Below are 23,707 nucleotides of genomic sequence, written 5' to 3'. Positions count from 1 at the left end.
GAGAAAATTTTAGCTGCCCAAGAATTGACGATTGTCTATATGCTCCTCAAACGTTTCGGCATAATATGTGTTTCCTTGAGTATCAGATAAATAAAAAATGTATTCTGAGTCTATTGGATTTGCGGCCGCTCTAATAGATTCAAGTCCCGGGTTAGTGATCGGCGTTGGTGGTAATCCGGTATTTGTATATGTGTTGTATGGAGATTCTATCGCCAGATCTTCTGTTGTCAGAGAATACGTATTTTTTCCATCAAGTTCATCGACATAAAGAAAGGCAGCGTCAACTTGGAGGGGCATACCTTTTTCTAAACGCTTCCAAAGAATTCCGGAAATTATTTGTCTAGAGTCCATATTCCCCGCTTCTTCCTCAAGAATTGAAGCCATAGTGATAATTTCATTCAGTGAATGATCTTCCAAAGCGTCTTCGGTTACAATACTTTCTACTTTATTTTGAAAGTTCGAATACATTTTCCTGATTACTTCCTCAGAAGTTACATCCTTATGAAAAATATATGTATCAGGAAAAAGATAACCCTCAAAAAGAGACGCTTTTTTAAGAAAATCTTCCTTATCAAAAGACGATAATTCGTTGTTTAGAATAGCGGCGATCTCTTGAATGGTAGAACCTTCCGGGATAGAAATGCCTAATGAACCATTTTCAAAATCACCTTCGGTTAAACGAGTCGCTATCTCCTCGACGGTTGAAGTTCCGAGAAAGCGATATTCACCCGCGACGATCTTGCTTTCGTCCTCCTTAAATAGAAAATAAGTTTGAAACGCTAGAGCGGATTTGATAATCCCAGCTTCTTTTAATTTTTGAGCGGAATCGCTCAAAGTTGAACCGCGTTCTATCTCAACTTTTACCGGCTCATCAGTAGCCTTAGGTGTTATAGATAACCAAAATATCGCGCTTACTGTTAAGGCAGTAAAAACGAAAACAATAACCAAAACTGCGACTACTCGTGAAAAAACCATATTAAGTTGGAAGGTTTGTAGGTGGCTCAGCTTTGCGTGACTGTACTCTTGATAGGGCTGGAGTTTCTACTATTCCCGATGGGAAGTGGTAGAGAGTGGCCAACTGCTCGGCATTCAACACCTGGTGTTTTCTAATAAATGGGGCATGGAAAAACTGTCGTCTTTTATATGCCTTTAGCATTTTTTCTTTCATCTCTGAAAGCTTTTTCTTTCTAAGCTCTTTGATCCACGGATAATCAAAATCTGTAACGTTATTAGGACGCAAAGAGTTTAAATTATTTGCGCCAAACTGTCTAAATGAACCGATGAACCCTGGAATATTAGCTCCCTGAAAAGCTTCTTTTTCACCCATATATAAAGCTCTAACTCCAGTGTCAAAACCATACTTTGAGATGTTTCTATTGATTGCTTCTACGTACTGTTCTTCACTCTTATTGAGAAGGCGTCCCTTGAACTGAGGAGCTCCCTCAGCGCCGCTCGACTCCGCTTCAGTGGTTTCTTTAATTGCCTTCTTACCTGTGTCTTGCCACTTTTCTTTGCCCGGCAAAATTCCCAAAAATCCCGCGCCGGCCTTACTTCTACCCTTATGAGCCCTGATTACTATTTGAATCCAGAACTGCTCCTTTCTAGAAAGTGTGCTCATAAATTCTATAGTAGGAAGCAGTGGATCTACCTTATCCTCATCTTTCATACCAGCTTGCTTATCCATGCCGTAATCCATGTATGTTTTTAGTGGCAAATAATCCGGCTCTGAAAACACAAATTCACAGCCCCAATAGTCCATTTTACTTTCATCGAATGAGACAAACTTCGCGTAATCGGGAGATTCAAATACTTCAATACCGGGATACTCAGCATATAGTTGAGACTCTATTAAGTTCTTCCATTTTGCTGGGGTCCATATAAAAAACCTGACATTGCCGCCGATCGATACTATCTCAAGGGAAAACCAGGAGCGCACCTTGCCCAGAACGTAGCGATCATACCAAGTCGACTCGCCCCCCGTTTGATATAAAGCGTTTAATACAAGCTCCATTGCCAGAGGCGTTCGCTTTACTTCCCGCGGTACTTTTATCTCTAAAACCTGCTCTTTCGTATCTTCTATAAACTTTGAACGTACGTAAGTTACCCACAGTTGCCAAAAGCCATAAAGGAGGAGCAGGGGAAGTAATATTGGATAAGTCAAATACAAGAAAAGACCTATAGCAGTTGTGACTTGCTCGAATGATTGAACAAATTGCTCCATATCAGTTACATTATATCAGAAAGATTCTGAACGTCTTTCCCTACAAAGAAAATAGAGTAAGCGTTTTACTTTGAGCTACCTTTTAAATAGTACCTACCTCTTGAGTCTTTTCCAAAGACTTCCGTATCTTGGAGATTAACGAGGATCGTGTTCCCTTTCACGTAACGCTCCTTCATAACTTTCTCCATTATGTTCTCTCTTGAAAGTGGTCCGTGTTTTTTAAGTATCGATTTGATAACATCCTTTACCACTCCGGTTTCGTAACCCCACTCACGTAGAGCGTACAAACCTCTACCTACAAGCACAAAGCGAGGATCTTTTATCAATTCGTTGTGAGTAGTCGCGATATGAGCCTTCTTGCCGAACATTTCATTAATTTTTTCGGCAACCTCACGAAAATGCATTGGGGAACCATGTTTTCGAATCACCAGATAAGCGTAGTCTCTCATTCCCTTAACTCTCACATTAGGAGAAGTGGATCGTCCCCATTCGCCAAGAGGATTACGATCTATATGCTTAGCAACACCAAGCCACCGCCTAGCGATCTCTTCGTTTCTATATTCTTCAGAGACATCTTTAACGTGCTCGAGAAATCGACTGATGATCTCCGGTTCAGTAACCAGCTCTTCGTCAGTCAGGTTAGAATAGAGATCTTGTATCGCTTTGTGCACCTTATCGTGTAATTCGTCCTCAATGTACCAACGATGCTTTAGGTGTTTATCTTCTTTTTGTTTCTTGAAGTTATTTCCTAGCTCTAAAAGGAATACTATGTGGTTCTGAATCCTTTCGCTGTCTGATAGATGTTTTAGAAGATCCTCTTCAGCTACTACACCTCCGAGAGATCTGATGATCTCTTCAAGCTCCTTGAAAGATATCTGATGTTCTTCATATTGCTCTGACTTACGAATTGAATTTAGGGAATGGTTTTCTATCTGCCTAACGCGCTCTCTGGTGATACCATAAAGATTCCCTATTCCTTCTAGGGTCATTTTTTCGCGATTCTGTCCAAGTCCATAGCGAGCTACTATTATATCTCTTGCTCGTTCTGGAAGAACTATAATTAGTTTCTTTGTTACTTGGTTGGGTTTAAATGTTAGTTTTCTGGACATTTTCTTTTTTAATTTGATTTATATTAACACTGATTTTACAAATAGTCAAATTTATATTTTCTAAATATTTGTAATTTACATAAGCTTATAGGACGATACTAACGATCTTCCCCGGTATAACGATTATTTTTTTAACTTCTCTGCCGTCTATCCATTTTTCTACCTTTTCGGTACGAGCCATTTGTTTTATCTCTTCCTCGTTCGCCTCGCTCGGAACCGTGATCGAATCTCGTACCTTACCGTCTACCTGTACTGCTAAGGTCAACTCATCTAGAGACAGGTCTTCTTCTTTAAATTCAGGCCATTTAGTCGAATGGACTGAAGTTTTATAGCCCAAATTCTGATACATCTCTTCAGTAATATGTGGAGCAAATGGTGCCAATAGACGCAAATAAGCTTCGAAATCCGCCTCTAAGATCTTTTCTTTCTTATCAAAATCGTTAGCTAAGATCATTAAGGCAGAGATCGCGGTATTAAACTGGAGGTTTTCAATATCTTCGGTAACTTTTTTGATCGTGCGAGCTACAATACTACCTGCAGTCTCACTTTTTTCTGTAACTTTTTCTTGTAGTCGCCATGACTTCTCCAAGAATCTTCTTAGGCCGATCATATTGTCAGTAGACCATGCTTTGGCTTGCTCTAGTGGCCCCATGAACATCTCATACATTCGAACAGTATCAGCTCCAAAGCGCTCCATCATTTCATCTGGGTTAACAATATTCCCCTTGCTTTTGCTCATTTTATTTCCGTCCGGACCAAGTATCATACCTTGATGTCTTAGGGATTGAAAAGGTTCGTCTATCCCCAGATAACCAAGATCTCGAAGTACTTTTGTAAAAAATCGCGCATACAACAAGTGCAATACAGTATGCTCCGCTCCTCCTATATACATATCAACGGGAAGCCAAGAATCCAATTTTTCACTATTAGCGAATTCATCCGCGTTTTGTGGATCTGTAAAGCGCATATAGTACCAACTTGAATCAACAAAGGTGTCCATGGTATCGATCTCCGGAGTCCATCCTTCTCCAAAAATTTCTTCGGTGCGCTTTTTTAGCTCTTCTGAAGAACCCAAAGGCGCTGTTCCTTTTGGTTGATAATCTACATCCGTAGGTAACTCCCACGGTAAGTATTTTTCGGGAATTGGATGGGGGTTTCCTTCCGGATCATACACTATAGGAATTGGTGCTCCCCAGTAACGCTGTCTCGATACTAGCCAATCTCTTAGTTTATAAGTTGTTTTTATCTCTCCTCCAAATGCTTCAGTAATTTTGCTCCTCGCCTCAGCGTTAGAAAATCCATCAAATTCACCAGAGTTTATAAGTACACCCGGCTCAGACCTGGGCAGATCACCTTCGCCGGATACAACTTCGACAATAGGCAAATTCATCTTCTCGGCAAATTGATGATCCCTCTCATCATGAGCTGGAACAGCCATGATCGAGCCTGTAGCATAAGTATTCAAAACATAGTCCGCGACAAACACAGGCAGCTCCTCTTTCGTTGCTTCATTTATCGCTTTCAGTCCCTTTAATTCAACCCCGGTTTTCTCTCTTTCTTCTGAGCTTCGTTCAATATCTGTTTTCGCTTTTGCGCTCTCTACATAACTCCTGACCTCATCAATATTCTCAATATATTTAGCATATTTTTCTACCAAGCTGTTCTCAGGAGAAACGATCATATAAGTAGCACCAAATAAAGTATCAGGACGAGTAGTAAACACTTCGATTGACGGAAGTGAAGTACGCAGTACCTCTGGCTCTTCTGAATCTCTGAAATGTGGTTTGCGAGCCTGCACATCTATGATCTCACCGCCGATCCTGCGTTCAATTTTTTCGGCCTGTTCAGGCGGTATAGAATCATCGCTTTCGTCTCGAACAATTTTTATACTTCGAGACTTATCCTTTATATTCTCGAAATCAAACTTCCAATCAAAGGTCTCAAAAAAGTCCCGGTCTACGTTGATATCGGTATCGATAAACCCACCGAACAACACAAGCTCATGGATCTTGCTGTTTGAATTTTCAAGATACTTTAGAGCAACTACAGTACCAAGCGAATGTCCTAAGAGTATTGTATCTTCATCTAAATTAACGTTTTCATTTACATATTTTACTTGCTCTTCAATGTTTGGATCGTCAGAGTTCGGTAGTGTGGGAATTTCTACAGAGTGACCTTGCTCCTCTAGTTTCCTCCTGAGCCAAGGCAAAAAATGCTTTTCAGGGCCACTCGCGTACCCATGTAAGATCACGTAACGAAATTTTTTATTCAGGGGAAATCTAAAAATAGCTCCTTCGCTTTTTCCTATCCAATTTTTTTGAGCCAGTTTTGTAGACTCTGGCCAGTCTACCGTATCTAAACCATCAATTAGCTCGTCGGCATATTTTAAAATGTTGAAAAACCACTGTGATAATTCTTTCTTTTCCACGGCCGAATCACACCTTTCGCACTCTCCGTCCACTACCTGCTCATTGGCCAAGACAGTCTGACATCCGGGACACCAATTTACTGTGGCTTTCTTTTTGTACGCCAGTTTATTTTTGTAAAGCAACAAAAAAAGCCACTGTGTCCATTTGTAATATTCTGGAGAGGATGTATTGATCTCTCGCGACCAATCATAAGAAAGGCCAAGAGATTTTATCTGTTCTCTAAATACATCAGTAGACTTGTCTGTGGTTTCTTGCGGGGGAACGCCAGTCTTGACTGCGTAGTTTTCTGCCGGTAATCCGAACGCATCCCAACCCATTGGGTGAAGAACGTTATAGCCCTGCATTCTCTTAAAACGAGAGTAGATATCGGTTGCTGTATAACTCTCTACGTGTCCCACGTGAAGCCCCGAACCGGACGGGTATGGGAACATATCCAAAATGTAATATTTTTCTTTATCTGAATTATCGACGGCTTTATATAGATCTTGCTTCGCCCAAAATTTTTGCCATTTTTCCTCTATATCCTTGTGGTCGTATTTAGTCATAAAGCCCAAATTAGTAAAAGGTATAAATAATTCCCAAATAGTCTGCTAAACGTAGCTAAACATCTAGTCCAGCGTGTTACTAAGGCAGTATATCATATATATTAGACAAGTAAATTAGAACAATGACAAGCTTTTATTATATTAAATATATCTAAATTTTAAACTCGATAACATCGCCATCTTCTACCACGTACTCTTTTCCTTCAGTACGTATCTTTCCTTCGGAACGGGCTTTGGCGAAAGACCCGATCGCGATCAATTCACCGTATGAAATAACTTCGGCTCGGATAAACTTTTCTTTGAAGTCCGTATGGATCGCCGCTCCAGCTTCTGGGGCTGTAGATCCTCGCTTGGTTGTCCAGGCACGGGTTTCGTCCTCCCCGGTAGTGAAGTAAGAGATCAGATCAAGTGATGCATATCCTGATTTTATGAGGTTACTTATGCCGTCATCTCCCGGCGCTCCAAGTTCCTCGCGAAATACTCCCTTTTCACGAGCTTCAATGTCTTTTAACTCGTCTTCTATGCCTGCGTCAACGATCACATATTCACTTTTGGAACCTTCTAAAAAGCTCATCAGTTTTTTAAATCTCTCGTCGTCTATTTCATCCAAGTTTTTTGCACCGGCTTTTTTATTTAAAACGTAAATTAGAGGTTTTGCTGTCAGAAGATTGAGCTCTCTTGCCAACCTTTCTTCTAAATCACTATTGAGTCCTTTGTGTGAAATAAAAACACCTTCCCGGAGTGTTTTCTCTAAGTTCTCGAGAGCTCTGTCTTCCTCTACGGCGTCTTTGTCTCCTCGTTTTACGTCTCTCACTATATTCCCGCGCCTTTTGGCTATTGTTTGCTCGTCGGACAAGATCAGTTCCAGGTTTATTGTCTCGATATCATCAAGCGGATCTATTTTTTCGCTAACATGAGTAACACTTTCATCTTCAAAAATTCGCACCACTTCCGCTATCGCGTTCGTTTCTCTCACGTTTGAAAGAAACGCATTTCCCAGACCTTCTCCCGTTGACGCTCCCTTCACTAACCCGGCAATATCAACGAACTCGACAACTGCCGGAATGGTTTTCTTTGAATTTGATAACTTAGAAAGTCTTTCCACCCTTTCATCCGGCACTGCAACCACACCCACCGAAGGATCGATCGTGGCAAACGGATAATTAGCCGCCAAAACATTATTACGTGTTAACGCGTTAAAAAGGGTTGATTTGCCAACATTTGGCAAACCTACTATGCCAATAGATAAGCTCATACAGAGCGCATTGTAGCAAAAAACCGTTAAATAAAAAGCGCTCCGCTGAACTACGGGCGCTTTGATTTAGCTAGTCTTTGATTTGTCTGTTTTTACTAGAATTCCTTTTTGGTATTTTTCTTGGTTCTTTCTTCTCAATTCATCGTTTTCTCTTCTCAGTCTAGTCAGTTCCGCCTCCAATTCATCGCAACTGTTTCCGTTGTTGTACCATCTTGCTATGTACGGAAGAAACAGCACACAAAGGAGCGCCATAACCAAGACAAAGCTTACCAACGTCTCCCAAGCAATTGGAGTACCATTCATCCTGGTTATTATGCTCGACAGGGCGATCAGCAAGAAAACACCCAGTAGCCGTCTCATAACTCTCTCTCCTTTCTCGGAATGCCTACAGCCAGAATTCTATTCACTTAAACAACAAAATCCTTATATAGGATTACTGGTTTAGTTTTACAATTATTCTCAATTTTGCGCAAGGTAAAACTTAATAGATCAATTATTGTTGTTTTGACCTACATCTTGCATTGCTTGTTGTAATTCACTCTGGTGCGCTCTCATAACCTCCATAGCGGCAGCCGTTTGATTTTTGCCTTGTTTGGTTTTCTCTTGTATTTCCTTTGATATTTTTTCAAAAAGTTCGGGATTTTTTTGCACTGCCGCTATGATCATATCCCTCTGATCCTTGGGCATATCTTTCATCTGACGCTCAAGGAGTTTTCTTGTCATGAAATCTTTAATTCCCATAGTTTTGTTTTTACTTTTTTAACTTAGTCCACTTATTTTAGCCGCGACAACAAAATCACAAAGTGTTAGATCTCCGAGGTCGTGAGTGGTCAGTCTTAGATAAACAGTATTATAGCGCAGATCAATATCCGGATGATGATCTTCAGACTCTGCAATTGACGCAACAGAATTCACATACTCAACCGCTTCCGCAAATGAATCAAAAGTAACCGATTTGGAGATAGTAGAATCTTCATTTAAGTTCCAGTCGGGAAGTTCATCAAGATATTCATCTATCTCTTCTTGCGAGAGTTCTTTTTTGTCTATTTCCTCGCAATTATAATCCAAAAGTTCTTGCATAGAATTGACTCATTTAGGATCGAACAATGCTACTATAGCACACAAACTCAAGGCGCCGGAACTCTATTTTATGTGTATAAAATTCTTTTTTACTTTCTCTAACCTATTATCGCTTTGGAAACTATATATCTGACCTTGATATATTATCTGCAACGAATTAACTAGTGCGGGACTTAATTTCTCAACGACTAAAGTATTCTCCGGCGCTCCCAACATATCTCTAACACTTTTCTTGTCGGATTCGGTTATAGGTAACGCAGTCTCTATTACGATCGCGTTTTGTTCTTGCTTGATCTCCCTATAGCGCGCAAGTATATTTATAACCTCCCGATCATCTTCTTCTTTACCTAGGTTGTTTCCATTTAGACCGGCAAAAAGAAACCTTCCGGGAAATAGATTAATAATTCTTTTAACTACATATTTCATATCACAGGAACTATTTTGACCATAAAGTCCTTGATAATGCAAGTAGTTGCTAATAAAAGCTCTATTCAATAGATAAATAACTAATTAAATTACGCATCTTCTAAGTTGCCAGCTTGACTATGAAATTAACTTTAGAGTCTCTACTCTTTCTTCTCTACCGTCGCTCGGAGGAAACATCAAGAACGCACCCACTGGACCTTGAAAAATAGTATCATGAAGATACTCAGCGGAGCTTATTGTGTCCTTTCTGTGATCCTCGTCACTAGCTTGATTGCCGGCACAGTCGCTATGCCCCGCGATAGCTACACCAACTACGTTATGTGCTCCTATTAGATCTAGTATAAAACTTGTAGTAGCATTACGTTTTTCATCGCTATATTTGACTGCTAGAGCATCAGGTCCGGGAATACGAATAAAATCCACGCTTTCGATCGAAAGCCCCAGTTCGTTTTCAAATTTGTTCTTAAAGCTCTCTATCGCTCTAGATTCAGCCGATCCCGTAAAACGCGGGTCGGAGCAATAGATCGCGATCAGAGTCTTTTTGTTATTTGTCATTGTTTTCTCAACTTTAATTTTTTAAACACACACTATCCGTTGGAGGATTTTATTTTTCCACTGCACTTTCTAGCAAAAGAAGCAGAGTTCCGTCTCGCCTCATTTCCACAACTCCTTCTCCAAGTTCAAAGTGTTTTTCACTAGAATCTTCAATTTCAAGAATTGCCGCCCCTTTGCGCGCCAATGCGACTAAAGGTTCATGGTGAGCAAGTACGGTTATTTCTCCGGACTCTGTCGGAATCGTTACCCTTTCCACTGTGGAGTCAAATACGTTTCCAAGAGGAGTTGCTATTTTACACTTAAATTTTTCGTGCATAAGATCTACTGCTCATTTATTTCATCTATGCTTCCCTTCATATAGAATGCCTGCTCAGGTGTGTCATCGTGCTTGCCATCAATGATCTCGCGAAAACCGCGGATGGTTTCAGAGACAGGTACGTATTTACCGGTGATGCCCGTAAACTGCTCTCCCACGAAAAACGGTTGCGACAAGAAGCGCTGAATTTTACGCGCACGAGATACCGTTAGCTTGTCCTCATCAGAAAGTTCATCCATACCAAGAATGGCAATAATATCTTGCAGATCTTTGTATCTTTGCAATACATTCTGTACGTCCTGGGCTGTGCGATAGTGTTCTTCCCCAACCACATCAGGCTCAAGAATAGTAGAAGAGGAGTCGAGCGGATCTACGGCCGGAAACAGGGCCTGGGCAGCAAGATCGCGAGAAAGTGCTACCGTTGAATCCAAGTGCGTAAACGTAGTCGCCGGAGCCGGATCCGTATAGTCGTCCGCCGGTACATATACCGCCTGTATGGACGTAATGGAACCTTTTTTGGTAGAAGTAATGCGTTCTTGAAGTGAACCCATCTCACTAGCTAGTGTTGGTTGATAACCAACCGCACTTGGCATGCGACCAAGCAAGGCAGATAGCTCCGAGCCGGCTTGGGTAAAGCGGAAAATGTTGTCTATGAAGAGTAGGATGTCCCTGTTCTCTTCGTCGCGAAAGTACTCTGCCATCGAAAGAGCCGATAGAGCGACCCTGGCGCGAGCTCCCGGCGGTTCATTCATTTGCCCAAAGATAAGAGCGGTTTTATCCAACACCCCGGACTCTTTCATTTCTCTATAAAGATCATTTCCTTCTCTGGTTCTTTCACCGACTCCGGCGAACATAGAATATCCCGAGTGCTCTGTGGCTATATTGCGGATCAATTCTTGAATAATAATTGTTTTACCTACTCCGGCACCGCCAAAAAGTCCAACCTTACCTCCGCGCAAGAAAGGACAGATCAGGTCAATGACCTTTATTCCCGTCTCGAGTATCTCGCTTTGAGTGGATTGATCCACCAAAGTGGGAGCTCTGCGATGTATAGGATATGTTTTCTCTGTCTCCACTGCCGGCAGTTCGTCAATGGGTTGACCAACAACATTGAACATACGTCCTAACACTTTTTCCCCTACCGGAACAGAAATTGAGCTTCCGGTAGAAGTAACTTCTTTGCCTCTATACAAGCCGTCAGTTGAGCTCATAGCTACAGCTCTGACTTCGTTTAAACCAAGATGTTGGGCCACTTCAAGAATCAATATCTCGTCTTCTTTATTTACTTCCAAAGCTTCGTTTATAGCCGGCAGATCTTCTTCAAATCGAACATCAACAACTGGTCCTATAATTTGTGTAATAATTCCTTTCATATTTCTTATCTTTATTTAACGGCATTCGCACCTGCGGCGATCTCTATTATTTCATTTGTAATGCTGGCTTGGCGGGCACGATTGTATCGTATGCTCAGCTCTTCACCCAAGCTGGACGCGTTGTCAGTGGCGTTTTTCATGGCTACCATCCTAGAGCTTTGCTCACTTGCATCAGATTCAAGCAGCGCCTGATAAACCTGCACAGAAACCAATTGAGGTAAAATTTTCTCCAACACTTCTTCTTTGCTCGGCTCAAATTTATATTCAACCAGGTCTTCTGCCTGGATAGTTTCCTCTGTATGATCTCTGTTTTCCGTACCAGCGGTGCTAGCTATGGTCTCTAATACACTTTCGCGGGTAATTGGAAGTAGTCTAGACACAACATTCTTTTGAGAAAAAACTGTCTCGAAGTTTGTATATGATATAAAGACTCGTCTGTATTCTCCTTTTTTGAATCGTTCAAGAATAAACTCTGATATTTCTTGTGCTTCTCTAAATTCTACATTTTCTTTTACTCTAAAATTCTGTAGAAAAAACGCTCCGGTTTTTTCCGCGTGGCGATCCGCATATTTGCCCACGGATATGATATGCATTTTTTCAGGGTCGGCCTTCGAAATGAAAGATTCTAGTGAACGCAAAGCTTGCGCGTTATACCCGCCACAAAGACCTTTCTCAGAAGCAATATGGAGCACCAGATCATTTTCTCCGACTCCTTCGTGCAAAAGCGGATACTTATTATTTTCATCTCCGTTCTTAGAAAGATTAGCCAAAAGTTCCAACGCGTATTCAGTATATGGACGAGCTGATACTGCAAAGTCGATTGCCTTTTTCATTTTACTGCGCGCCACCATCTCCATAGCTCTGGTGATCTTCTTTAAGTTACCAACAGTATTGATCTTCTCTTTTATTGCTTTCGTATTCCCAGCCATATCAATTAAGTCCGAGTTTTCTCAAATTTATAAAGCGCTTGCTTTAGAGATTCCTCTGTTTCATCGTCCCAACCATCTACCAATTTATCCAATAGATCAGCGTGGGACGATTCGAGATACAACCACAGATCTTTTTCCCATTTAGAAATTTCCTGGATAGGAACCTCGTCAAGAAAGCCAGAGTTTACGGCGTAGACAAGAGCGATCTGAATTCCTACGGGCACAGGCCTGTTAGCTGGTTGTTTTAAAAGCTCTACAATTCGTTGACCCCTATCGAGTGATTGTTTTGTTTCCTGATCCAAGTCTGATGCAAATTGAGAAAAAGACTCCAGTTCTCTATATTGAGCAAGGTCTAATTTCATTCGTCCGGATACTTTCTTCATTGACTTGATCTGCGCCGAACCCCCGACACGAGAAACCGAGTTTCCAATATTTATAGCCGGACGTACGCCTCGATAAAACAGCCCGGTCTCAAGGAAAATTTGTCCATCTGTTATAGAAATAACGTTAGTAGGAATGTACGAAGAAATATCCCCCGCCTGCGTCTCGATTATAGGTAGAGCGGTCATTGATCCACCTCCGTGTTCTTTGTCTCTCTTGGCGGCTCGTTCCAATAATCTAGAGTGAATATAAAACACGTCACCCGGATATGCCTCTCGTCCGGGAGGGCGCCTTAATAAGAGTGAGATCTCTCGATAAGAAGCAGCATGTTTTGACAGGTCGTCAAATACTACCAACACATCTTTGCCTTGATCCATAAAATACTCTCCCAGTGAAGCGCCGGCGTATGGAGCAAGATAAGAAAGAGCAGGACCATCAGAGGCGCCGGCTAAAACTACAGTGGTGTACTCAAGTGCTCCATTTTCTTCGAGGGTTTTGACCACTCTGGCAACTTTTGATTGTTTTTGATTGACGGCAACATAAATACAAATCAGATCCTTGCCTTTTTGATTTAGTATCGTATCCACCGCCACTGTCGTTTTCCCTGTCTGACGGTCACCGATGATGAGCTCACGCTGTCCTCTGCCAACCGGTATCATCGCGTCTATTGCTTTTATTCCGGTTTGCACAGGCTCTGAGACAGGCTCTCGCTCCATCACTCCGGGGGCCTTTTTCTCAAGAAGATAGTTGTCCCTTGATTCTATGTCACCCTTGCCGTCGAGCGGATCTCCTAGTGGGTTTATAACTCTCCCGATCATTTTTTCGCCGACAGGAATGGAAAGGATATTTTTAGTTCTTTTTACTGTGTCACCTTCTTTGATCCCGCTCGCGTCTCCGATGATGATTGAACCCACTGCGTCTTCTTCCAGGTTTAGAGCAAGACCCATCACTCCACCGGGGAACAAAAGCATTTCAGAAGATTCTACGGCCGACAAGCCGGAAATTCTAGCGATCCCGTCATGCACCTCTGCTACCGTTCCAACTTCTTCTACATCGGAATCTATTTCAGCTTTATCGATGCGTTGATTTAATTCTTTTATTAGTGTATCTATCTTCATAGCTGTATTTTAAGTGACCGCTTCTTTTAGTTTCCTCAAGCGAGTTGATAGGGTTTTGTCTATAAATATATCTCCATACTTAGCGCGAAATCCGGCCACAAGATTTGGGCTTGTCACGACTTTTACTTCCTCGGACTTCACGTCAAACACGTCTCTAATTTGCGACAATTTCTCTTCGTTTAATTCTGTCGCACTCTCTACAAGGCAAGTGTTTCGTTCTTTCTCCTTCTTTGCGTATTCTCGGAGATAGAAAACAATGAGTCTCAGCTGTTCTTTTTGGGAACTATTTTGCAGTTTATCTACAACCAACTGAGCTATCTCACTGGGTTCACTCCCTCTGTTTAGTGCCTCAATAATAACTAGTGCTGTTTTTTTCGCGGATTGCATAGTTATTTAAACTTTAGTTACGTTCTTTCAAAACACTAGAAGGAGTGATCGATGATCTTTGATATTCGGACTTAAACTCTTCAATTGAGCGATTCAGTATTTTGTTTTTTTCTTCCTCATTTAAGAGCTCACCTACGCTCTTTTCAACGGCTTTCGCGACTACGTCTCCTATCTCGTTGTGTATCCTTTCCTCAAGCCGTTCAAAGTCCGATTTGAGCGAATCTCTTTGTGATTCAATAAGCGCTTCTGCTTCTTTCCTCGCAGTAGCTAATATATGTTTCTTTGTCTCTTCGGCTTGCTCTAAGGTTTCCTCGCGAAGTTTTCGAGCTTCAGCATTCGCTTCAGAGACTACCTTTTCCTTCATTGAATCGATGCCGGAAAGTTTCTTTTCTAGTCTCTCCTCGCGCTTTTCGTTCTCTTCGATTTGCGCGCGTCTGTCATCAATTATCTTCAGTACAGGACGATACACAAACCTCTCAAGTACGATCAAGAGAAGTATAAAATTGAAAAGCTGCGCCAATATAAGGCGCCAATCAATTCCCAATTGTGTGATCAGCTCACCCATACTTTTAATTTATCGGCAAAAAACCGATCTATACGAACTTAATGATTAGCGCTACTACCAAGGCATAGATCGCGATAGCTTCCGCGAACGCAATAGCCAAGATCATAGCTGATTGAATTTTAGATGCCGCCTCGGGATTTCTTCCGATAGCCTCCATGGCTTTACTGGCAAGCATTCCGATAGCGATAGCTGGGGCCAGTGAACCGGCACCGATAGCTATAGCTGAAGCAAGTGATTCCATAAACTTACAGTGTTATTTTTAACTATTAAAACAGTAGATATCCTACAGCAAACCTGGCTCTTTTTCAAATGTATTATCGAAAAAACCGGAAAGTATTTTGTCCGGGTCTTTTTTTAATGCTCAGCGTGTTCTTCAGCTGAGGCAAAGAATATCATAGTCAGAACAGCAAATATGAGAGCTTGAATAACTCCGACAAAAAGCTCTAGCCCCATAAATGGGATCGGCAACACTATTGGTACTAAGAACGCGATAATTACAAGAAGAACTTCTCCCGCAAAAATATTGCCAAAAAGACGAAAGGAAAAAGAGACGATCTTCGCTATCTCGCCGATGAATTCAAGTATCCCCACAAAAAACGCTACCGGGCTTTTAAAGGAAATATATTTTTGTACGTGACCTAAGCCCAAACTGCGCACGCCAATAACGTGACTCATAATTACGGCAATAAAGGCGAGTGCGAGTGTCATATTTAAGTCAGAGAAAACTGTACGAAGTACCGGCACAGCCGAAACTTCCCCATTGTGCATCTGCTCAACAATGATCGAGCCGATACCCGGCACTATTCCAAACCAATTAGAAACGAGCACGAATATAAAGATCGTGGCCACAATAGGGAAATAACGCCTGGCTCTTTCTTCTCCTCCTCCTATCATGGCCAAAAAGTTTAGAAGTCCTCCTACTACCATTTCTACCAAAACAGCGATGCGTCCGGGAGATTTTGTGGCTTCTGTATCTCCAGCGCCTCCAACTGTAACCGTTTTCATCGTACGGCTTACTGCCCAAGCCACCGCGCATATTATCGCCATGACAACCCAAGCGGTCACCATAGTGTTAGTGACCGGAAAGCCCAATATAGTAAACAGTGTTTCTGCGGGCAGTGATATGTGTAGCATACGCGCTTCAGGATACCGCGGCAGAGCGCTTTGGGCAAGCAGAACTGATAAACTATTCAATAAATAAACGCTTCAATCTATAGATTGAAGCGTTTAGGATCCCTATATTTGTTGAGCAACTTCCGAAGTTATTCAACGAAGCCGTGAAAGTTAATTAGTTGTACGCTTAATCCTGCGCCTGTACATCGCATACCCGATCACACACGTAAGGAGATAGATTTCTACAAGATAATCTATCATCCAAGTGCTAAGAATATAACGCACATCATCGAAACCCGGCTCCATATATTCTGTAGTTAATATGCACTCAAAATGATTCCGGAAACAATCAGTACAACGATAAAAGTCACCAGCAGTGCGCGCAATCGGTATGACGTAGGTCTTTCTTCCATATGTATAAGTGTATCAATTTGCTGACGTATAAAAAAACTCCGCGGCGGGGAGACCGCGGAGTCAGGGGTGGGGAAGAAATGTATCAAGCACGTCGATAACTGTTTACTCTCCACGGGCGCTCTACTGCTACAACATGAGCAGGAGCATCAACCTACACCAGGCGCTCAACAAGTGTGACACACTTGAAGCTTCAACTGGTCGAGTATAGCTACGACGTCACTTTGTCCTTCTTGTTGCGATTTTGCCTTCGTCGATGGGCGTGTCTGCCGCCCCGGCGTGTTTTTGAGGGATTGCCTTTCTTGGAAGACCCCTCTGACGTTTTCTCGGATTCGACGACCTCACCTCTAGCATGAGCAGATTCTTCTTCGCTCTCTTCGGCGCGTTTGATCGCCGTTTTGCGGTGCATGGGACCACTAATGTGATTCCCGTCGGTGTCGAATACCGTGACATATGGAGGTTCGTGCTTTAACAGCATGGCCTTTTCCCCTCCTGTTGTTTTGTTCTGCACTGTCACGCGCTCGACATGCCCCTCGGGGTATGCTTTCGCCTGCCTGCTAAGCCGATCCACTTCTTCGCGAAGCGCTTCAACTTCGCGATCGCGTTCTTCGCGGATTTTGTTGCTTTCTTCATTATGCCGTTCGATCGTATTTCTGAGTAACGCAACTTCTTCGCGAAGTTTGTCGCGAGCTCCTTTGTAGGCCACAGCTTCGTCTCGAAGCTCTTGATTTTTATCACGAAGCCGGGCTATTTCATCCTGCATCTTCGTGATACGCGACTTCGGGTCAGGAGGGTTTCCTTTTTGGCGATTTCGCTCATTCCGGATGCGCTCTATGTAGTAGAGTAGCGCAACCACAATCGCGAGGATCACAAAAAAGATAAGAACCCTCACCCACCAGCGATATGGCCACTGCCAAAACACGCCGGTGTCGCGCTCTCGGGCGAGGTTCGCGAACCTCGCATCGACGAAAGCGGAGAGCTCGTCGACTTGGCCGCTGAGCCGCTCATCGTTGTTTTCGAGTTCAGCGATGCGCTCCTCAACCCCCTTGACGCGCTGCTCGATTTCCTCGAATTCTACACTGCTCACCGTGTTCCGAGACGCGGCATTGGCCAATGCCGCCGAGAAACGATCGATGCTCTCTGCGAGCAGTGCAAGATCCGTTTCTGCTGGCGCCACGTTGACTATGCCCGAAGCACACGCTTGTGGCACACGGAATTCGGAGTCGATCGCAATCGCGCGAAACTCACTCGCCACATGGCTTGGGTTGAGCGCGTTTACGGCCGGACGGAAGTCCGACCAGCCGCAGGTGTTCCGGTCGGCATTCGCCACCCAGAAATCCCACGGGGTAAACCCCCGCTCGACGCGCAACGTCAGATTTTCGTCGCCCGCCCGGACAATCTCGTATGGCTGCGCGAACGCAACCGTCATTAAGGTCATCCAAAACAGAACGATTGCGGCGCGAGCTACTTGCGTTCGGTACATGATTTCACCTCCTTTCGGTGGATTTGTTCTTCCTGCCTCTGTCTTCCTTCCCCTGTCAATGTGCAAGTGTCACAGTCATCTTGGTACTGTAACTGCGTCTAGAAACGAAAAGACGTCCTCCCCAAGACGCCTCTCTGCTGAGACGATACCACAATCTTTTATCTTACGCTAGTGCTGGAATTACTGCTGCGGACCACCGAGCGCATCGCGGAGTTCGTTTTGGTATTTGCGCAGTACCTCCACAGATGCAGCCATGTGACCTTTGCCCTCCCTCATTTTTTGTTGCGTTTCTTTTGAAATTTTTTCAAACAATTCGGGGTTCGTGTAATATTTAACAACTTTTTGTTAGGTGATGTTCACGGTAAATCTTTAATTGGTATCTTAAGTGCTCTTGCGATTCAGCTTGCCACGATACTGGAGAATTCTTGATAATCATACAAGCTCGTTACTTCCAATGTTTTTGCACAAAACAAACATTATTGAGTGACGCGAGTTATTTCCTTACTCGCTCAATCCTTCGCTTATACATCGCATACCCGACCACGCACGTGAGGAGGTATATTTCTACAAGATAATCTATGACCCAAGTGCTGAGAATATAACGCACATCATCCAATCCCGGCTCCATATATTCTGTAGTTAATATGTAAGTCAAAATGATTCCGGAAACGATCAGTATAATTATTTTTGTTTTATTCGGTCTCAGAAAAAGCCAGAATTCCCCTCTCTTGATGCGTCGATGTATGAACCTCGCAACACCCAGGAGTACGAGAATAAATCCAGCGAGGTAAAAGATAGGTAATTCGTGCATATGAGTCAGTAAATAAAACGCAAAGTGTGAATGGCGAATCGATACATCCGGTGGACCAAAAACACCTATTGTATTATGGTCTGGATAGCAGTAGCTTCGCTCAACGCTCCCTTGAGTGACCAACCAATCTCCCTCTCGTTGATATTCGATATAGTTACATAAAACGAGTGTATTCTTCGATGCTTTTAGTGCTCGCCCTTCGGCCGATTCACGGTGTGCAACAGTGAGACTTTCTCCGTACCTTGACCCCGTCCATTCTTTAAATGCTTGTAATAGAATTGGTTCGATGTCAGAAATATCATCATCGATCAACACATCCAATGCATCAACAAGCACAGCTTCATCTAAAGGAACATCTTTGTTTTCGAGACTGGTAGGAGGCTCAATCTGCAAAAAGTTCTTTTCAAGCGATACTTGTCCAAAAAAAGAAAGGCCTTCTTCTTGATCCTGCTCGTGAGCTCTCTTTATATAATAAAAATCAGAAGATTGCTCGGGGCCAAATACGAAAGCACAACCTTGATCTAAACAAATCTGCTCTTGTGTAAAAAGGCCTTCATCTAATGATGCTTCTATGTAAATCTTTGGCGCCGGCGGCGGACTAAGGGCCGACGCAGTTTGTGGAGCTACAATGAAGAACAACACAAAAGCAGAAAGTCCGATTATACGATAATCTATAAAACCCCTTGATGTTTTTGTCATTTTCTGCACTTATTACAATTAAAATACCTTAAGTTTAAGCTACCACAAAATCTAAAAAATGAAGTAAACACCTCACAAAACACCAAATAAACGCTTCAATCTATAGATTGAAGCGTTTAGGATCACTATATTTGTTGAACAACTTCCAAAGTTATTCAACGAAGCCGTGAAAGTTAATTAGTTGTACGCTTAATCCTGCGCCTGTACATCGCATACCCGATCACGCATGTAAGGAGATATATTTCTACGAGATAATCTATGACCCAAGCGCCGAAAATATAAAGAAGCTCTTGGAAATCTAGATGGACATCATATGGGAAATAATGCATGTAGGGTATATGTAGATATGTGAGAATAGCCCCTGATATTATCACTATAATTAGTTTAGTTTTATTTGGTCTTAGAAAGAACCAGAGCTCATTTTTTCTGGCAAGATAATATATGAATACCACTGCGCCCAGCAGTACAAAAATTAGACCAGTGAGGTAAGTAACTGGTAGTTCGGGAATATGGGTCAACAAATAAAGAGCAAAGTTTGAGTGATCCATGGGACCACCAGAACAATAATCACGCTGTTGGTTTCCAATAGTGATTAACCAGCTTCCTCTTTGCTCGTACCCAGGGTAATAACATGAAATCAAAAAGCCTATTCTTTGCTTTTGGAGTTCTCTTGTCCCTTGTTGTTCGTATGTGGGCAACAGTGAATAACCACCATCTGCCACTGCCAATCTGCCCATCTTTCAAGTGTTTGTAAGAGATCAGATTCAATTGGAGAAATGTCATTTTCAATCAACATATCTAACGCCTCGACAAGGGCTTTTTCATCTAGCGAAATCTCTTCCTGTGAAGAACTGGGTGTGATTAGTACGGAACCCTCTTCAAGCGACACGATCCCCAGTAAAGAAAGCTCTTCTTTCTGACCTTGCTCGTGAGCCTTTTTTAAGTAATAGGCATCAGAATCTTGTTCAGGTTCTAACACAAAAGTACAGCCCTGATCCAAACAGACCCGCTCTTGTGTCTCTTGTGTAAAGAAGTTTTCGTCTAGTGAAGCTTCTATATAAATTTCCGGTTCTGGTGGTGGAGGAGGACTAATCGCTGCCACAGTTTGCGGAGCCACATAAAGAGATATCCCGAGAACCACGAATACTATAGCCGGATAGATTATAAAATTTCTTAATGTTTTTATAATTTTTACGTATGCCATAACTATAAAACTTTAAGTCAACTTTATCACAAAATCTCAAAAGTGAAGTAAACACCTTACAAACCACCAATTAAATGCTTCAATCTATAGATTGAAGCATTTAGAATCGCTATATTTGGTCATTTTTATTATTCTTCTTCTTTTTCCTCGTCGCTCTCTTCCTCTTCTTCGTCGGGGTAGCCAGGCGCTTCCGGTTCCGGTATCCCGGCTCTTTTTCTTTCATTTTTGATCGCGGTTTCTAGCTTGGCGAGCTCACCGGTAAAGTAACGATATCTTCTGAAGAAGATCAACCAAGAAACAACAAGAGCTAGAGCCAGCAAAGCAAACAGAGCAATGTTTCCCCACTCCTCACGCAACTTCAAGCCAACAACGAGCGCCACAAAAGCCGGCACGCCAAATATCGCCAAATTTTCAAACATCATTACATAAAGACGGCGAGTGACTTCTTCTCTTTGCTTTAGTAGGTTGTCTAACTCAGGTGTCGATCTGTTTTCACCTTCACTGTTCATATTTTCGAACATAAATGTGGACCATACCGGAATCGAACCGGTCACCTCATCGCTGCCAGCGATGCGCTCTACCGAATGAGCTAATGGCCCCTACGCACTATCTATGCATAGTACAAAAATTAAGCACGAGCACAAATAAGAGAACCTCTATTTCTTTTTAAGACCTTTTCGTATAACAGTACCAAGGCTTTTGTATCGTCCGGCGTTAAACGCAACAAGGGTCAAAAGAGCGAGCACTTTGATTATGTGATCATTGACTATATACGAATGCTCTCCCACCATCGGAAAGTCGAGCGAAGCAAGATAGTAGAGAAGCATCAACAGTACTCCAAGCGGCGCGGAAACCCGAACAAGTACACCGGTTATAAGCGAAACACCGAGCAACGTGAGTCCCCACTCATTGAGCAAATTAACGATCGGCAACACGTCAGGATGCGCGAAAAATTCGTACATTTCTGGGAAAGTCGAAGCATTGCTAAGAAATACCCCTGCAGACCAGGTCGGATCGAAAATTTTAGTAATACCCGCATAGAAGAAGAGCCATCCGAGGCCTACGCGTAAACTAGTAAGCGCCCATTTTTGATAGTTAGTCATTTTTTTGTGAAATTACTGAAAATATAATAATTAATGCAAATGCCGTCAGGGCCATCATCGGAATACTTATGTATCCGAACGTCACCGTAAACGAATCGGAACAAGAGACCGATACACCCACAGCGCTGCAGGTTGTTGGCGCAATGAATCCCAGTTGCATTAGATAATGATAGAGGGCAATTATTGCGCCGATTATACTAAGAATGAAACCATAAGGGAGAATATTACGGTCACGTCGCAAGAGAGCTAGGCCAAACAATACGACTAAGGGGTACATAAGAATACGTTGATACCAACAAAACTCACACGGATCATACTGGGCTATTTCAGAATAGAACAAACTACCGAGCATTGCTAAGGCGGCAATAAAAAATGAATACAAGACAGGAGTGCGATCAACCAATCGCAAGATCATAGAATTCTTTTTTTTGCCCCTTGTCCGGATTAACTCAACTATCGCGAAAAAAATAAAGATCTGCGCGACGACCGTAAGTATAGATAATAAAAGGGTTACATTTTCTACCATATCTTGAATCTATTTAGCTTATCTGATTCTAGCACCAAGTTTTTTGAATTGCACAATAGCATCTGTTTATAACTAAGCACTCGTTTGTTTTCGGCTCTCTTTATTTCTGCGCAAATTACCTTGGTCCTGAAAGCAACTATCACAGCAGAGGATCTGACGTGAAGGGGTAACAGAATCATCGTCGGCATACTTCTCCGTATTAACACCACAGAACTGGCACTTGCCTACTACCTCTCTTTCCTGGTCCGGAGCTGTTTCCATAACAACCCTGCCATCAAAAACATACAATCCTCCTTTAAAGTGCGCAGCCGGATACTTTTCTATATAGCGATGAAGACCACCTTTGAGTTGATGCACTTTACTAAATCCCTGTGATTTTAGATATGCTGAAGCTTTTTCACAACGCACGCCTCCAGTACAAACTGTAACCACGGTCTTGTCTTTTAAATGCTCAAGCTCTTTTGCTTTTTCTGGAAGATCACGGAAATTGCGCATACCCGGATCCACCGAATTATGGAAATGACCCGAAACAAACTCATAATCATTACGCATATCGATCACCGTAAAATCTCTGCCTTCCTCGTACCATCTATGTAACTCATCAGGATCGATCTTTGTTCCCGTATCTTCTTGTGGATTCACTCCACTCCCCAGTCTTGAAGATACTATCTCCGACCTTACCTTTACTGAAAGTTTTGGAAACGCCCCGCCGGTACCTTTACTTGTTTTAAAGTCAATATCTGAAAATCGTTCGTCTTCGGTTAGTGCTTGTATATATTTTTTGATATCTGGCTCACGCCCTTCCAGAGTTCCATTTATACCCTCATTGGCCACGATCAAGCGGCCGGTAAGTCCATGTCTCTCACACAACTCTCGTTGTTCATCCCGTTCCTTTTCGGGATCTTCAATAGTTATATATTTGTAGAAAAGTATAATTGTATACATCGGGTCTATATTATCTGTGACTCTTTGCGAACGCAACTTCCTTATTAATATGCCGACGATATTAAAAAGAGATCTCGTTACCGACATTGTATACCCTGTGCCTATGCTTAGCGGTAATGACGAATATCTGACCTGTAGAAAATTCGCGCGCTTTTCCTCAGTTTCGATTTCTCCTTCCCTTTCAACGCAATATACACTCGATTCTCTTAAAGAATTTGACAATATATAAGTATTGTATTATATATAACATTAGAGTCACTAATACTACAAACAGTTGCGGGTGAGCATTAGTGACTCTGAGTACTTTAAAGCCTTTTTTGTCGAAAGGAGTAGAATTGGGACTGTTTAATACCTCCAACAACTGATACTCACGTCGACACTGAGAATGTAAGAGCGCAAACTCATTTAATGCTTAGGGGGTGAGCAGTCATGTTCCGCTGAAGCGGTGCGGGAGCATCTTCCGTATCGTGGAGGATTTGATACAAATATAGTACTCTATTGCTGGTGCGAACTGACACAGAAGGGGGATCCGATGGATCCCCCTCTTTTTTTATATTTCAACACTAATACTAAATTACAAAATTAAGAGCTGCTGTAATTCAACTGCCTGCGGTTTCCTTATTATAATACGTCTCCGTAGATGTAAATGAATAGTTTCTGTGTGCAATACCTAGAAATAGAAGCGCCATCACTGAAGCAAAAAGAGTAAAAATAAGCATATAT

The 23,707-nt window shown here is 42.4% G+C and carries 26 protein-coding genes and 1 tRNA gene; all 27 read right to left on the bottom strand.

The annotated features are described in order from the left end of the window. Window positions 1-9 precede the first annotated feature (9 nt). Window positions 10-975 (bottom strand): endolytic transglycosylase MltG, encoded by a 966-nt coding sequence (mltG, locus tag U5L75_01975; protein ID MDZ7726327.1) that lies wholly within the window; start codon window positions 973-975, stop codon window positions 10-12. Between the two features lies 1 nt (window position 976). Then, window positions 977-2,221 (bottom strand): hypothetical protein, encoded by a 1,245-nt coding sequence (locus tag U5L75_01970; protein MDZ7726326.1) that lies wholly within the window; start codon window positions 2,219-2,221, stop codon window positions 977-979. A 65-nt stretch (window positions 2,222-2,286) separates the two neighbouring features. After that, window positions 2,287-3,330 (bottom strand): sigma factor-like helix-turn-helix DNA-binding protein, encoded by a 1,044-nt coding sequence (locus U5L75_01965; GenBank protein MDZ7726325.1) that lies wholly within the window; start codon window positions 3,328-3,330, stop codon window positions 2,287-2,289. Between the two features lie 85 nt (window positions 3,331-3,415). Continuing rightward, entirely contained in the window at window positions 3,416-6,304 is a 2,889-nt protein-coding gene (gene leuS / locus U5L75_01960) for a leucine--tRNA ligase (GenBank protein MDZ7726324.1), read from the bottom strand. Between the two features lie 151 nt (window positions 6,305-6,455). After that, window positions 6,456-7,559, bottom strand: coding sequence for a redox-regulated ATPase YchF (gene ychF / locus U5L75_01955; GenBank protein ID MDZ7726323.1), 1,104 nt, complete (start codon window positions 7,557-7,559; stop codon window positions 6,456-6,458). A gap of 66 nt (window positions 7,560-7,625) precedes the next feature. After that, window positions 7,626-7,919, bottom strand: a complete 294-nt coding sequence (locus U5L75_01950) for a hypothetical protein (GenBank protein MDZ7726322.1) — start codon at window positions 7,917-7,919, stop codon at window positions 7,626-7,628. 129 nt (window positions 7,920-8,048) lie between these two features. After that, a complete protein-coding gene (locus U5L75_01945) occupies window positions 8,049-8,300 on the bottom strand; it encodes a hypothetical protein (GenBank protein ID MDZ7726321.1) in 252 nt (83 codons plus the stop codon). Between the two features lie 18 nt (window positions 8,301-8,318). After that, window positions 8,319-8,639, bottom strand: a complete 321-nt coding sequence (locus U5L75_01940) for a 4a-hydroxytetrahydrobiopterin dehydratase (GenBank protein ID MDZ7726320.1) — start codon at window positions 8,637-8,639, stop codon at window positions 8,319-8,321. 63 nt (window positions 8,640-8,702) lie between these two features. After that, a complete protein-coding gene (locus U5L75_01935; protein MDZ7726319.1) occupies window positions 8,703-9,065 on the bottom strand; it encodes a hypothetical protein in 363 nt (120 codons plus the stop codon). Between the two features lie 117 nt (window positions 9,066-9,182). After that, entirely contained in the window at window positions 9,183-9,620 is a 438-nt protein-coding gene (locus U5L75_01930) for a carbonic anhydrase (protein MDZ7726318.1), read from the bottom strand. Between the two features lie 49 nt (window positions 9,621-9,669). After that, on the bottom strand, window positions 9,670-9,936 hold the full coding sequence (locus U5L75_01925; protein ID MDZ7726317.1) for a F0F1 ATP synthase subunit epsilon: 267 nt from the start codon (window positions 9,934-9,936) through the stop codon (window positions 9,670-9,672). Between the two features lie 5 nt (window positions 9,937-9,941). After that, window positions 9,942-11,309: a F0F1 ATP synthase subunit beta gene (gene atpD, locus U5L75_01920; GenBank protein MDZ7726316.1), complete on the bottom strand. Its 1,368-nt coding sequence runs from the start codon at window positions 11,307-11,309 to the stop codon at window positions 9,942-9,944. Between the two features lie 11 nt (window positions 11,310-11,320). Next, window positions 11,321-12,238, bottom strand: a complete 918-nt coding sequence (gene atpG / locus U5L75_01915; GenBank protein ID MDZ7726315.1) for an ATP synthase F1 subunit gamma — start codon at window positions 12,236-12,238, stop codon at window positions 11,321-11,323. Window positions 12,239-12,243: 5 nt separating this feature from the next. After that, window positions 12,244-13,737, bottom strand: coding sequence for a F0F1 ATP synthase subunit alpha (atpA, locus tag U5L75_01910; GenBank protein ID MDZ7726314.1), 1,494 nt, complete (start codon window positions 13,735-13,737; stop codon window positions 12,244-12,246). 9 nt (window positions 13,738-13,746) lie between these two features. Further along, the gene (locus U5L75_01905; protein MDZ7726313.1) at window positions 13,747-14,124 is read right to left on the bottom strand and encodes a F0F1 ATP synthase subunit delta; all 378 of its coding nucleotides are present in this window, start codon (window positions 14,122-14,124) and stop codon (window positions 13,747-13,749) included. A 13-nt stretch (window positions 14,125-14,137) separates the two neighbouring features. After that, window positions 14,138-14,689 carry an ATP synthase F0 subunit B gene (locus U5L75_01900; GenBank protein MDZ7726312.1) on the bottom strand — a complete coding sequence of 184 codons (552 nt, stop codon included), beginning with the start codon at window positions 14,687-14,689 and terminating at the stop codon, window positions 14,138-14,140. 28 nt (window positions 14,690-14,717) lie between these two features. Next, window positions 14,718-14,930, bottom strand: a complete 213-nt coding sequence (atpE, locus tag U5L75_01895) for an ATP synthase F0 subunit C (GenBank protein MDZ7726311.1) — start codon at window positions 14,928-14,930, stop codon at window positions 14,718-14,720. Window positions 14,931-15,043: 113 nt separating this feature from the next. After that, complete coding sequence (gene atpB, locus U5L75_01890) at window positions 15,044-15,823, bottom strand: F0F1 ATP synthase subunit A (GenBank protein ID MDZ7726310.1); 780 nt, start codon at window positions 15,821-15,823, stop codon at window positions 15,044-15,046. Window positions 15,824-16,424: 601 nt separating this feature from the next. Then, entirely contained in the window at window positions 16,425-17,651 is a 1,227-nt protein-coding gene (locus U5L75_01885; GenBank protein ID MDZ7726309.1) for a hypothetical protein, read from the bottom strand. Window positions 17,652-17,876: 225 nt separating this feature from the next. After that, on the bottom strand, window positions 17,877-18,008 hold the full coding sequence (locus U5L75_01880; protein ID MDZ7726308.1) for a hypothetical protein: 132 nt from the start codon (window positions 18,006-18,008) through the stop codon (window positions 17,877-17,879). A gap of 181 nt (window positions 18,009-18,189) precedes the next feature. Next, complete coding sequence (locus tag U5L75_01875; protein ID MDZ7726307.1) at window positions 18,190-19,206, bottom strand: hypothetical protein; 1,017 nt, start codon at window positions 19,204-19,206, stop codon at window positions 18,190-18,192. Window positions 19,207-19,852: 646 nt separating this feature from the next. Next, entirely contained in the window at window positions 19,853-20,410 is a 558-nt protein-coding gene (locus tag U5L75_01870) for a hypothetical protein (GenBank protein ID MDZ7726306.1), read from the bottom strand. A gap of 128 nt (window positions 20,411-20,538) precedes the next feature. Further along, window positions 20,539-20,931 (bottom strand): hypothetical protein, encoded by a 393-nt coding sequence (locus U5L75_01865; GenBank protein MDZ7726305.1) that lies wholly within the window; start codon window positions 20,929-20,931, stop codon window positions 20,539-20,541. 5 nt (window positions 20,932-20,936) lie between these two features. Continuing rightward, window positions 20,937-21,009, bottom strand: a tRNA-Ala gene (locus U5L75_01860). Window positions 21,010-21,066: 57 nt separating this feature from the next. Further along, window positions 21,067-21,513: a DoxX family protein gene (locus tag U5L75_01855; protein ID MDZ7726304.1), complete on the bottom strand. Its 447-nt coding sequence runs from the start codon at window positions 21,511-21,513 to the stop codon at window positions 21,067-21,069. Beyond that, window positions 21,506-22,039 (bottom strand): disulfide oxidoreductase, encoded by a 534-nt coding sequence (locus U5L75_01850; protein ID MDZ7726303.1) that lies wholly within the window; start codon window positions 22,037-22,039, stop codon window positions 21,506-21,508. The genes U5L75_01855 and U5L75_01850 overlap by 8 nt, the downstream gene beginning before the upstream one ends. Before the next feature lie 72 nt (window positions 22,040-22,111). After that, entirely contained in the window at window positions 22,112-22,984 is an 873-nt protein-coding gene (locus U5L75_01845) for a rhodanese-related sulfurtransferase (protein MDZ7726302.1), read from the bottom strand. Window positions 22,985-23,707 lie beyond the last annotated feature (723 nt).

The organism is Candidatus Campbellbacteria bacterium (assembly GCA_034521025.1).
Classification (GTDB): domain Bacteria; phylum Patescibacteriota; class Minisyncoccia; order Phycocordibacterales; family JAXHMZ01; genus JAXHMZ01.
This window is presented reverse-complemented; position numbering and strand designations above follow the sequence as displayed.